Origin of the sequence: Fictibacillus phosphorivorans, assembly GCF_007673525.1 — a bacterium.
In the GTDB taxonomy this organism is placed as follows: Bacteria; Bacillota; Bacilli; order Bacillales; family Fictibacillaceae; genus Fictibacillus; species Fictibacillus phosphorivorans_C.
This window is the reverse complement of the sequence record NZ_VDZU01000001.1, coordinates 600,370-613,080: the sequence shown is the minus strand read 5'-3', so window position 1 is coordinate 613,080 and position 12,711 is coordinate 600,370. Positions and strand designations below refer to the sequence as shown.

The 12,711-nt window shown below is 44.8% G+C and carries 7 protein-coding genes; 1 reads left to right on the top strand and 6 read right to left on the bottom strand.

What is annotated here, in order from left to right; genetic code table 11:
• The first annotated feature begins 236 nt into the window (after positions 1 to 236).
• A complete protein-coding gene (bglX, locus tag FS458_RS02900; protein WP_144697683.1) occupies positions 237 to 2,408 on the top strand; it encodes a beta-glucosidase BglX in 2,172 nt (723 codons plus the stop codon).
• Positions 2,409 to 2,659: 251 nt separating this feature from the next.
• Here the strand turns inward: bglX and FS458_RS02895 are convergent, their stop codons facing one another.
• The 6 genes from FS458_RS02895 to FS458_RS02870 all read right to left on the bottom strand — a co-directional run bounded on the left by FS458_RS02895 (position 2,660) and on the right by FS458_RS02870 (position 12,696).
• Positions 2,660 to 5,071, bottom strand: coding sequence for a beta-galactosidase (locus FS458_RS02895; protein ID WP_144697681.1), 2,412 nt, complete (start codon positions 5,069 to 5,071; stop codon positions 2,660 to 2,662).
• Positions 5,068 to 6,288 carry a glucoamylase family protein gene (locus FS458_RS02890; protein ID WP_144697679.1) on the bottom strand — a complete coding sequence of 407 codons (1,221 nt, stop codon included), beginning with the start codon at positions 6,286 to 6,288 and terminating at the stop codon, positions 5,068 to 5,070. The genes FS458_RS02895 and FS458_RS02890 overlap by 4 nt, the downstream gene beginning before the upstream one ends.
• 307 nt (positions 6,289 to 6,595) lie before the next feature.
• On the bottom strand, positions 6,596 to 7,546 hold the full coding sequence (locus FS458_RS02885; protein WP_260858293.1) for a carbohydrate ABC transporter permease: 951 nt from the start codon (positions 7,544 to 7,546) through the stop codon (positions 6,596 to 6,598).
• A 15-nt stretch (positions 7,547 to 7,561) separates the two neighbouring features.
• Positions 7,562 to 8,422, bottom strand: a complete 861-nt coding sequence (locus tag FS458_RS02880; RefSeq protein ID WP_144697677.1) for a carbohydrate ABC transporter permease — start codon at positions 8,420 to 8,422, stop codon at positions 7,562 to 7,564.
• Complete coding sequence (locus FS458_RS02875; protein WP_144697675.1) at positions 8,403 to 10,688, bottom strand: DUF5696 domain-containing protein; 2,286 nt, start codon at positions 10,686 to 10,688, stop codon at positions 8,403 to 8,405. Before FS458_RS02875 ends, FS458_RS02880 begins: the two co-directional genes overlap by 20 nt.
• Positions 10,681 to 12,696, bottom strand: a complete 2,016-nt coding sequence (locus tag FS458_RS02870) for a YIP1 family protein (RefSeq protein ID WP_144697673.1) — start codon at positions 12,694 to 12,696, stop codon at positions 10,681 to 10,683. The genes FS458_RS02875 and FS458_RS02870 overlap by 8 nt, the downstream gene beginning before the upstream one ends.
• Between the last annotated feature and the right edge of the window lie 15 nt (positions 12,697 to 12,711).

Here is a 12,711-nt window from a genome sequence, read left to right as displayed (position 1 = left end):
TTTGTTAAGGAAGTAAGCATTTGGAAGAATCACTACGCTATAAAGCATACCTTTATTTCCTTATTAATTGTCTATATATGTTCAAAAGAAATACGATTACTCAAATCTAGTGAATCGTTTCGATTTTTCATTGACTCTCAAAATGAAAGCGCTTATAATTTTTATTATCAGGTTTATCGAAACGTTTCGATTACGTCAGACCATACACATTAAACGCTATCCAGGAGGTTTTTTTTATGCTTAAGCAAAACGTGCAACACTTAATTCAAGACATGACATTAGAAGAAAAGATCAGCCAGTTAGTTCAGCTTGCTACTCCTTTCTTTAAAGGTTCATCTGATCAAGGCTTCATCACAGGTCCTATGCAGGAAATGGGGATTACGGATGACGTGATTCGCAATACGGGATCTGTGCTAGGCGGATCAGGTGCTCGTGAAACGCGCAACATTCAAGACGCACATTTAAAAGAAAACCGTCATGGCATTCCTTTATTGATGATGGCTGATATCGTGCATGGTTTTAAGACGATCTTTCCGGTACCTCTAGCGATCGGCTGTTCATGGGATATGGACCTTGCTGAAAAAAGTGCTGAGATCGCAGCGAAAGAAGCATCTGTTTCAGGTGTTCACGTAACGTTCGCGCCAATGGTCGACCTTGTTCGTGACCCACGCTGGGGGCGTGTGATGGAATCAACGGGTGAAGATGGTTTCTTGAACAGTGAGTTCGCTCGTGCGTTCGTTCGTGGTTTCCAAGGAACAGATCTAACGAACGACAAAGACCGTGTTGCGGCTTGCGTGAAGCATTTTGCGGCATATGGTGCTCCTGAGGGCGGACGCGATTATAATACGGTGAACATGTCTGAGCGTCAGCTTCGCGAGTCTTACCTGCCGGCTTATAAAGCAGCGCTTGATGAGGGTTGTGAGATGGTGATGACGGCGTTCAATACAGTTGACGGTATTCCAGCAACGGCGAACAAGAAGCTGATGCGCGACCTTCTTCGTGACGAGTGGGGCTTTGACGGTGTGATCATCTCAGACTGGGGTGCGGTAAAAGAGCAGCTTCCGCACGGTGTGGCTGAAGATGAAGCAGAAGCGGCATATAAAGCGCTCACAGCTGGTGTTGACATCGAAATGATGACAACGTGCTACGTCGACCATGTAAAAGACCTTGTGGAAAGCGGCAAGTTATCTGAATCTCTTGTAGATGAATCGGTAGAACGCATTTTAACATTGAAGCAGAAGCTCGGACTTTTTGAAGATCCATACCGTGGAGCTGATGAGAAGCGTGCGGAAGAAGTGATTTTGTGTGACGAGCACCGTGATGTAGCACGTGAACTAGCTGCGAAATCTTGTGTACTTTTAAAAAATGAAGGTGGCGTTCTTCCACTTCAACCAACGCAAAAGATTGCACTGATCGGTCCGTTCGCTACAAATGGTGATCTGATGGGACCTTGGTCGTGGCAAGGTGCGTTTGATGACGTGGTAAAAGTGGATACTGGTATGTTGGGTAAACTGGCTGATTCATCACTTTTAACGGTTGCGAATGGTTGTGAGGTTGAGTCTGTAACAGATGAGCAGCTGAGAGAGGCGGTTCGTGTTGCGAGTGATGCGGACGTGATCGTGCTTGCACTCGGAGAAGCTTCATTCATGAGTGGTGAAGCGGGATGCCGTGCTGACATTCGTTTGCCTGAGCCGCAGCTTCAATTGATCCAGGAAATGAAAAAGTTAGATAAGCCAATCGTGACTGTACTCTTTAATGGTCGTCCACTCGATCTTCATGGTGTGGCAGATCAAGTGGATGCTGTATTAGAAGCTTGGTACCCAGGTACTGAAGCGGGTGCTGCGATTGCAGATCTTTTATTCGGAGATGTGAATCCGTCTGGTCGTTTATCGATGTCGTTCCCGTATTCAGTTGGTCAGGTACCGGTTTATTACAACCACTTCAACACAGGTCGTCCACAGCCGACTCCAGAAAATAAAGAGCGCTATCTGTCTCATTATCTGGATATTCCGAACGAGCCTCTATTCCCGTTCGGTTTCGGGTTGAGCTATACAGAGTTTAAGTATGACGATGTGAAGTTGTCTAGTGATGTGTTAACAGAGGATGAGTCGATTACAGCTTCTGTAACCGTAACGAATACAGGCGATGTGGCTGGTGAAGAGCTAGTTCAGCTGTATATTCGTGATATTGCGGGTGATGTTGTTCGTCCGGTGAAAGAGTTAAAAGGTTATAGAAAGATTGTTCTTGAACCAGGTGCGTCCGAGGAAGTTACATTCGAGATCACAGAAGAAATGCTTCGCTATCACCACGAGAACCTTGAGTTCAAGAGTGATGCTGGTAAGTTTACGATGTTTATCGGAAAAAACAGCCATGATGTGGTGAGTGTTCCGTTTAGGTTGGTTAAGTAATATAGTAAGGACTGCTCTTGTGTCGAGCAGTCCTTTTTTGTATGTTTTACGGTACGTGTTTTTATAATTATTACGCGTTCGCGCAGACGAAGGCTCTTTTCGCTCAATTGACCCTTCGTTTCGCTCAGTAAACCTCTGTTTTCACTCAAACAACAATGCGTTTCGCTCCAACTGCCTTACATTTGCTCAAGCGACCAAAGACTGACTTCTAACATAAAGAAAAGACCGCTCACAAAGAGCAGTCTCCCTTACTATCCCACCAAAACTCGCAGCTGATCATCCACTTTCGCATGTTTCTTGCTGCGAACGAGCATTAACTCTTCATTTTCTTCAATCACATAATCAGCACTCGGTAAAATCTTCGTTCCGCGGTCAAACGCGATCACATCTTCCACCTGAGTTAACCGGAAATCAATATAATCTGCACTCACACCGGTAATTTCAGCTGTCGCATAAGCAATTTTCACACGACCAACTGATAGATTCACAGGCAGCATCACACCATCTTTGCTCTGCAGCAACAGCTTCCTTCCACCTAACAATGCTACACCATCTTCATAAAGAGTGAATTCTTTATCGAATCCGTCTAGATTCAACAGATGAAGGAAGCGCTCACCTTCTTCGTCAACTGTCGATGTCATGAAGATGCCGTGATGCGGACAATCATGCGTTAGTTTCGCTCGACTTCCTAATCGCTCAAGCGCGTTTTTAAAGAAAGGCAGATCGCAGCGATAGAAGCTGGCGATCACGATCGCGCGTCCATCCCCCACTTCAGACTCAAAACCACACACATCATCCGATCCGTACACTCTAAAAATCGGAGTCACATTCGGTCCAACTTCAAAACGCTGAACGAAGCCTGAACGAATTTCCGGCTGAGCTGAAGCCCAATTGTCTCCATAGATAGAAAGATAGTTTCCGTGACCATCACGGCTAATACCTTTATACGTCACACCAAGTGCATCCGCTAAAATCGTACAGTCCTTCCCTTCCATATCAAAAAGAGGAACCTCACCGTACAAAAGAATCTTTCCACCATCTGTTAAATAGTTTACCAGCTTGTCCTGAATCGCACTGTCCATATAGCGTGCTGACGGTAACGCGAGTACAGGCGTTTTCGTCACATCCAGCGGTTTGTTCTGCACATCAACCGCTGTAAAACGATAACCGTTAAGCAACATCGCACGGCCCATAATCTCCCAAGCGCCGGCACCGCGGTTCGCCTCAATGTTCGAGAGGATCTCACGCATCACTTCACTCTTCGGATAACGGTATTCGGTCATGTAATAATCCGGGATGAACGCGAACGATACTTCATCTCGTTCTTCGTTCATTTGTGCGAGCTTATCACTCACCGCCATCACACTTTGGTTCACGCGTGACATGCGCGGAAACGTATAGTTGTAGTCCCCTTCTGGACCGATCGGTGCCGCGAAACCATGGCGTTCACCAGTTGAGGCGATTCGGTCGTTCCCATCGTCAACAAGCGTATCGAGTCTAGCATTTTTTCCGCCAGCAAACAGATAATAGTTGATGAGTCGGTTTCCTTGAGCAAGACACATTCTAAACTTAAAATCCGCTGCTGATGGATCATAGCGCTCACCTAGTGTCTCACCAAAGTTTCCGTCTCCACAGTTGAACTCCACAGACGTTAACGGCTGATCCTCGTTATGAACGGCTTCCATCAGACCGTTGATGATGTAGAGGTCCTGGAACGTTTTCATGTCAAGATCGCCAAAATAAATATCAGAACCCGAGATATATCCAGGTCCTTGGTTATATGTTTCATAAAGCTGGCTGATTCCGATCGGGTACGTGAAGCCTCGTCCTCCGCCTGTTCCGTGGATGTTTACGACGAACGGAATATCTTTCACACCGAACTCTTCCGCGTACTCTCTTAAAATCGCGATATATTTCGCGAAGCGATAGCGCATATAATAGCCAAGATCTTTTAACAGCTGTGCTGCATACTCTTCCTTCGGAGAACGAAAAGCAGTATTTCGCTCAGTACTCTCTTCCAACGAGAATGAATAGCGGTCAGAAACGTTATCTCCGTATCGTTCACTCAACCAATTTGATAAATCGTTCAGCACGTTGTCAGTCAGATCTGGTGTGTTGCTCACCCATGACAGCATGCCGATCTCGTTATCAAGCTGAAATGCGATGATTTTTCCGCCGTTCGGATAGATGCGCGGTGTAACCACTTCCATCACTTTTTCATAATACTTACGAACTTCTTGTAAAAATCCTGGTGCAAGATAATCGACGGTCGGTGTAGTCGGCTCGCTCTCGTCCCAACCAACCGGAATGATCTCTGGATGCTTTTCGTACACCCAATAAGGAAGTCCTTCGTTTTTCATCTCGGCCATAATGAATGGTCCCGGACGAACGAAAAAATAAAAGCCGTTTTCCGTACAAAGGTCGATGAACCCAGCTAGGTCTGTTTCAGGACGCGTTTTGCCTGTGAAATCAAACTGCCCTTCCACCGGTTCATGCCAAAGCCATGGCACATAAGTGGCCACGGCGTTACAACCCGTTTCTTTTAGCTTGTCCAATCGGTCTTGCCAATCGCTTTTATCAAGACGGTAATAATGAATCTCGCCGCACGTGATCAGGACGGGCTTACCGTCGATGATAATCTGTTTGTTCTTGATCTCAATCATTTTGCCGGACTTCCTTCTGTTTTTTTCCAACCTAAAAGGTCAGCACCTTGTTTCACATATTCATTTTTCATGAACAGATCCCATACAAGACCAGATTGATAGTTTTCGATCATAAGAAGCGTGATCCCCTTATCGATGCCGATGACATGGTCTGAATACCAAGCTGGCGTTACGTCCAGGTTATAAGAATCTTGGAAGCCATACTCACCCCAAAGCTGTGGATGTTCTTCGTAAAAGTACTTCATCGCTGCGATCGACTCTTCTGGTGTGAACACGATCGATCCCGCTGCTCCAGTTGGTGCGACCGTACCTTCTAGTTCAGGCTCACACCCATCATAATAAGGAGGAGCTCCTGGAACACGGTAGCCGGTCGGACTCGCACAAGCCGTTAAGCCCCACGCGTTCTCGTGATAGGTCTTGAACTCACTCGATTTTTCTTTACAGAACGCACGGTTTGCCAGCGATGCTTTTACCGAGTTCTCGTACCAGTTGATTCCGTCTCCGTCGACGATATTTCTAAAATCGATGAACGCATGCGAATATTGGTGAACAAACATCGCGTTTCCTGGCGCGTGAATGTACTCGTAATCTTTGTATGTCCCTTTTCTGCGCTCGAAGCCGTCATAGATTTTTGCAGGAACCGGATGTGTTGGAGATGCCACGCCAAGCACATAAGTCATCATCTGCTCCGCGTACATATCCCAATGGTGGAAGCCGCCTGTTTCTGGGTTGTAGCCCATGTAGAACTGGTTTACCGGCTCGTCATAATACACGTTCCAGTCGATGCGCGCGTAAATTTTCTCGAAAAGCTCGGCGATCTCTCCGCCAAAGTATTCAGCAGATGTAACGGCACCACATAGGAAGATTCCCGTATCGATGATCGACGCACAGTCGTACCACTCTTCGTTTTTCTTTGCCGTCTCCATGTTTAAGAAATGATAAAAGAAGCCGCTCGCGTGTTCCACGTTGTTCAAGAATGTTTCAAGCGTCCCTTTCGTACGCTCATAGCCTTCTTCTTTCGTGATCCAACCGCGCTCGATTCCGATGATGATCGCCGTTAATCCGAACCCGTTTGATGCGATACTTGCTACTTTTTTATTCGCCGACTGATCCAGTATCAACCCGTATCCTGGGCTATTTTTATCCGTGTTTGCTTCGTTCCAAAAGAAATCAAAGCATCCTTTTGCTTCAAGGTCTAATAGTTTCTGTGTATCCATCGTTATTCCCCTCTCTATCTGTTTTATCTTCATTTTGTTCATAAATAGAATACTAGTGGAGGCGTGAAGTGCTAGCTTGGCTACGGTTTTAAGGGATGTAATTGCCTTTTTATTTACGGTACGTGTTTTTATATCTGTTACACGTTCGCTCAAACTCAGCTTAGTTACGCCCCAAATGTTGCTTCTTTCGCTCTGAAAACTACTCGTTTACTCAGTCAGACCTTAATTTCACCCCATACTTGCCTCGTTTCGCTCAAAACATGATTTTTCATCGATTGGAACGGAAATCAACTCCCCGCACCAATCCTTACTCCCCAGTAATCCCCGAACGGTCCACACCTTCAACAAACCAGCGCTGCGTGATAAAGTACACGATCAATAACGGAAGGATCGACAGGACGGTTCCTGCCATCTTGATTCCTTCGTTCAACTGGTTACCGCCCGACACTCCCATCTCAGCTGGGAACATCTGCTGATACGTGGCAACGAACTTTTGCAGCTGCAGCGGTAATGTTGTTAACGCATCACCAAAATAGATGGCCGCCAAGTAAGTTTCGTTCCAATACCAAACGAACGAGAACAAAAACGAGATGATGATCGCAGGCAATGCCATTGGTAAGGCGATCGTGAAAAAGATTCGAAAATGTCCTGCTCCATCAAGCTGAGCTGCTTCTTCCAATGCTTTTGGCACTGCTCTAAAAAACTGATAAAAGATCAGGATAAAGATCGCGCTATTCAATCCTTGTCCGAACGTTGCCGGAAGCAAGAACGCACTCAAACTACCGAGGATGTTCAGCTCATTAAAGAAGATGTATCTTGGAATGAGCGTCACCTGCGGCGGGATGATGAACGTTGCAAGCACAAGAACGAACATGATCTTTTTACCGCGAAACTCAAATCGAGCGAGTCCGTATCCCACAACAGCTGCAACAGCTGTTTGCGCCAATGCCGGAAGAACCGTCACGTACAACGTTTCCATTAGTGTTGAGAAAAAGTTCAGAACTTTGTTCGCCTGCTCATAGTTTCCGGTATAAAACTGTGTTGGAATCCAGTTTACGAGTGGATTCAACAGATCATCCAAACTTTTAAAGCTGTACACACCCATGTAGAGAAGCGGATAGAGATACACGAATCCGATTCCCACCAAGAGTCCGTAGATCAAGAGCTTGTAAAGAAGACCATCTGTCCCCTGCATGCCCAAAAACATGCGTTTCGTTTTTAAGTAATACTTGTTCACTTGCTGTGTTTTGGTTTGCACATTGATCACATCCTCTTAGGTGTATTTTTTCTTTCTTTTTACCGTCATCACACCAACCGCGATCGCAAGCGCTGCGGCAATGATCAAGAAGTAGATCCAAGATAGTGCCGAAGCATAGCCATAACCTGTGTCTACTTTAAACATGTTTTTCTGAATATGTTCGATGATTGGATTCAGCGAGAATACCGAATACGTTACGATCGTGTAGATCAAGTTAACGATGATCATCGGCTTTAGACTTGGCAGGGTGATCTTCCAAAAGAACTCCCAGTTGCTCGCACCGTCGATTTTCGCCGCTTCAAAGATCTGCTTGTCCATCTTTTGAAGAGCAGCTAAGAAAATTAAGATCTGTACGCCTGAATACCAAAGGATTACGATCAGGTTTTTTATTAAATACAGTAAGATCCCGTTAAAGAAACCATCCGGGTTATCATTTAACGCTTGATAGATCGCGTATTGTTCAATAGAAGGAATGGTTGTGATTCCTTGATCGATCAGCTCTTTGATAACCGGTCCGCTCGCGATAATAACGGGCAGGAAGAAGATCGTACGGAACAATCCGCGGAACTTGATCTTTTGGTTTAACAATAGAGCGATGATCAATGAAAAGACGATGATGATCGGAACGGAGATGACCATCTCTTCTAGGTATTTTAGGACGCGGTCAACGAACGTTCCATCGACCGAAAACGCATATTCATAGTTTCCAAAGCTTACAAAGTTCGTTTTGATGCCATCTGTCGTGATCTTTACTTCCTGAAAGCTTAAAAAGAGCGAGTATAGAAGCGGAAACGCGGTAAAGACGAGAAAGCCCATGATCCATGGTGAAACAAACAGCAATCCTGTAAGATTTCTGTTATTGCCTAGTCGTTTCATCGCTTTCTCCCCCTTCTGTTACCACAAAATCCTTAGGTTTCACTTCAATACCATTACTTTTATAAGTCGTGTTCGTATAGTTGACGATGATCACTTTTCCGTGGGAGTATTCTACTTCCACAACACCTGTCTGAGGCACAGTACGGCTGACGATTTCTTCGCCTTCCACCTCACCAAGACTTTTCTTAATATTTTCGTATTGATACAAAATCTTGTCTTTCCAGATCGAGTATTCCGATGTATAAACGTCACTCGATGCTGTTTTAGCAAGAAGGTGTGACGCTTCCTTCGTTAAAAGATACGATGGATAGGCTCCGTACTCGATCATGCGCAGCATCTGATCTTCCGAATCTGACTGAAAGTTCGAGAACGGTGCGTAGTATGGCATGTAGCCTTTTAATACGATCTGCAGAAACGGCACCGTGTCTGTTTCAAACACATAGTTGGACGCGTTCATCGGAATGTCGAGATACCGATCAGTTTGCTTCCATAGATACGTGTTCGGCTCATAAAGAGCAACGTTCCCTACTTCTTTGTTGAGTGTGCCGAACAGCTTTTGATACGTTTTGATCGTCTGGTTTCGCTCACTCGATTTTTTTCCGCTAAAGTCAGAGAACAACGTGTATCCGCTCGTATCAATCGCTACGTTTGAAATGCCTTGTTCCTTAAATTCCTTTGCATCTTCTTTTGCGATCGCAAGAGATTTTTCTGGCGATAAATAATACAGCGTCTTCTTATCTTCACTGTGTGAGATCGTCTCGGCACTAATCTTCTTCGCTACGTCTTTGCTGCCGGAATAGCCGGATGCCCCGTCATACGCTTTTGTGTAATCGCTATAAAAATAGAGCGGAATGTTATCTTTTTTAAGACTGTTGATCGTGTTCTTCACGTCGTCATTGCTACCGAGCTCACTTTCAAACGGAAACTTCTGAGGCAGCGTACCCGTTAGACCGCCTTCCGACCAGCCTTTATAGACGACGAACAGATCATCGATGTCTTTTTTGAGCTGAGATGTCATGCTTGGAATTTCTGTCACTTTAGTCATCGGCAGAACAGAGTCCCACAACAGACCTTCTTTCACTTCTCCACCTAGAAATTCGAGTCTGACACCGGTTTGGTCGTCGTTCTTTTCTAGCTGTTTTGTTTCAGAAAGATGGTTTTGATACGCTTTGGCCATCCCTACATAATCAGCGTCATCTTTCTGTAAGAACATGTATCTCAGCTTAACGCCGAACGGATTCTTTGTTTTTTGATAAACGTTCAGACCTTTCATGTTCTTACTCGTCGGCTGATAATATTCTTTTCTAAAATGAAATTCAGAAGAGATCCAGTTAAAGTCGGTCGAAACACCTGACGGATACGCTAAAATGTCTCCATGCGTATAGCCTTCTTCAATCACGGCAAGAAATCCATTCTGTTTCACACCATGAACGGTTCCGAATACTGGCATCTTGATCTCTTCCACCGGTGTTACTTTTTCTTCTTCTTCCTTCTTCACTTTCGTTTTCAAAAAGGCTTCATCATCACCGTAAATGGATCCCGTAAACGGCGCATCGGCTTTTGTTCCGTTCTTTTCATAACGAATCAATGCACCAGAGCCGTCCGGGATGAACATGTACCCGTTGATGTCACTTTTGTTCACAGCACCTAAAAACGGATACACACGCATAGAGATGAGCTTCGTGTATTTGTTTTCTTTGATCTCATTCTCAGGAATTGAAACAACAAGATCGTTTTCTTGAAGCTCCACGTTCAGTTCAAATTCTAACTTCGACTGGTTCATGTAAAGAGAGGCCGTAAACCCTTTATCGTTCATCTTCACACGAGGTCTAGAATCGTTCGTCGTGATACTCTCGGTTTTCACTTTTCCGCGACGGTCCATATAATCAACGGTGATCGCTGATTGTGCCATCTGTTCCCACGTTTTGTTCAGTCGGTACTGATCGGGGTTATCAAGCCCAGAGTTCCAGACGTATTTTGTTTTTTTGTTCTCGATCTTGATTGCGAGCGTTTCTTCGTTCACATAAAGAGCGAGATTTTTGTTCTCGGCTGCTTTTTCAAAGCCTTGAAACGAGTTTTTCTGTTTGATCGGAGCCGCATCTTCTTTCTCAGGCTTCGTAAACGATGAAGATGTATACTTCATCACATTTTGACTCTTTTCTGTTGGTACGGGAGGCTGCTCCGTACTTTTCTTATCATCTTGCGCGGCGAATACAGAGATCGGTACGAGCAAGGTAAGAAGCGCGATACTTATCTTTTTATACACGAAGAACAGCCTCCTTTATGATGGAATAAACAAAATCGTATACTTGATCGATCAACACGAACACGATGAACACGACAAGAAGCATGATCACCATTCCGAACAGCGTGACGAAGATGTTTCGGATCGTGTCTGAGAACGTGTAGTTATGGATCTCTTTTAGCATGATGAAAAGGATGATCAGACACCATGCGTAGATGATGCGGATTGAGAACACATAAACAAATGATTCATTATAAGTCAGCACGTTCGACAAAAGCGTAAGGATCGGACTGAACACGAGGAACGGAGCGAGTGAATAGATCGTTCCGATATAGATGTCCTTGAACCTTCCTTCACCATCGTTGATCGTACTAACGAGATAGTTCACCACAATGAACAGTGCGAGCGGTACGAGCAGTAAGAGAAGCTCGCCGACTAAGTTCGCATCGCTGCTCACCGTTTTAAAGATAAATCCGGTATAGAAGCGGCTGTAAATATACTCGACGATTAAGATTACATACAGAATCGTCGCTGACAGGATCGACGCGTATTGTTTCTTTTTCAAATAATAAAAACTGTCGATCGGATGACGGAAGAACTTGAACAAAAAGAGCAGTTCTCCTATCAATTTCTGTTTTTTAATCGCGCCGAGACTTCTGCGCGGCTGATTCAGAATGCCTTTCTTTTTGTCGATCACTTTTACGATATAGTACAAAATGGTGAAGAAGATTATTGCGAACAGCACCGTTTCCAGATTCTCTTGCATCCACGCATGTCGGACTTCCCAGAACGAGTCGGAATAACCGTACACGTCGTTTGCAAACTGATACTCTTCTAGCGCCTTATCATAGTCTTGTTGTTTGTAGTAAGCAGAGCCCATGGCAGAATGCGCGAGACCGAACGAGGAGTTCATCTCCAGCACTTCTTCCCAATATTTCTGACTTTCTACATAACGGCCTTCTTTAAAAAGCGCGATTCCTTCATGTACTTGTTTAGAAAAAGCAGTAGATTCAAAGACTTGGATCATGCCGCGTTCTTTATCTGTTACATACAATCTGCCGTCAGGATCGATCGTGATGCCTGTTGGCTGTTTGAACAACCCGAGACGGTTTGTTCCATCGTCTTTTCCACCAAAGATGAATAAGAGATTTCCGAAGCTGTCATATTCATAGATCTCACCAGTGCTTGATACGACGAACATGTTTCCGTCGTAATCGACCGCGATATCTTGCAGTGATTTCTCATCAGAGATATCACCAAACAGCATGTTCTTGCCGGCAACGTTCAGCTTTTTGATAACTTCGTTCGTCGTTCCTTCTGTTACGGAATAGACGAGACCTTTATCATCAAGCGCGATGTTATCTGGCGCGGGAGGTGTCTTCATGAACATATTTGCTTTTTTGCTCTCTGATGTGAAAAGCTTCTGCAAAAACGTGCCAAACGATCCTTCTGTGCTGTTTACACCGTAATAACCGAGAAATCCGCCATCCTTACTAAGCTGAATGATTCCGTTCGTTGACCCTTCACTGATCACATAGATGCTGCCGCGACGATCGACCGCTACTTTTTGCGGTTTAAAAGAAGAACTTTTACCGAAAAGCGGTGAATCCGGCTTTCCGTATTGCTCCTCGACCTTGCCGTCTTGTGAAAAGCGGAATACCTTCTCTTCTTCATAATCCGCTACAAAGATTTTTTCGTTTTCGTCCACATAGACGCCAGTTGGTGATTTAAGAACACCTTTTCCGATCTCACGTACAAATTTCCCATTTCTGTCGGCGACGAGAATCTTCTTAGCACCAGAATCCGCGATATAAAGGTTTCCTTTTGTATCAGAGAAAATATCTTCTGGGTTCATGATCTCAACGTCTGGTAACAATGTTCCGACCGGTGTGTAGGCAGTCTGTGTTTCGATCGTCTGACCGTCTGCTGATAACGTTTCTGTCTGATAAGGGACAGAAGCAGAAGCGGTAGAGTAGATCGGAACAAGCAGGAATACCAAGAATGCTACAAATTGGGCAATGCGCTTCATTTCTCCCCCCTCCTA

What these genes read in the sequence shown, in the direction of transcription:
- bglX (WP_144697683.1), top strand. Translation starts at nt 237, where the DNA reads ATGCTTAAGCAAAACGTGCAACACTTAATTCAAGACATGACATTAGAA.
- FS458_RS02895 (WP_144697681.1), bottom strand. Translation starts at nt 5,071, where the DNA reads ATGATTGAGATCAAGAACAAACAGATTATCATCGACGGTAAGCCCGTC.
- FS458_RS02890 (WP_144697679.1), bottom strand. Translation starts at nt 6,288, where the DNA reads ATGGATACACAGAAACTATTAGACCTTGAAGCAAAAGGATGCTTTGAT.
- FS458_RS02880 (WP_144697677.1), bottom strand. Translation starts at nt 8,422, where the DNA reads ATGAAACGACTAGGCAATAACAGAAATCTTACAGGATTGCTGTTTGTT.
- FS458_RS02870 (WP_144697673.1), bottom strand. Translation starts at nt 12,696, where the DNA reads ATGAAGCGCATTGCCCAATTTGTAGCATTCTTGGTATTCCTGCTTGTT.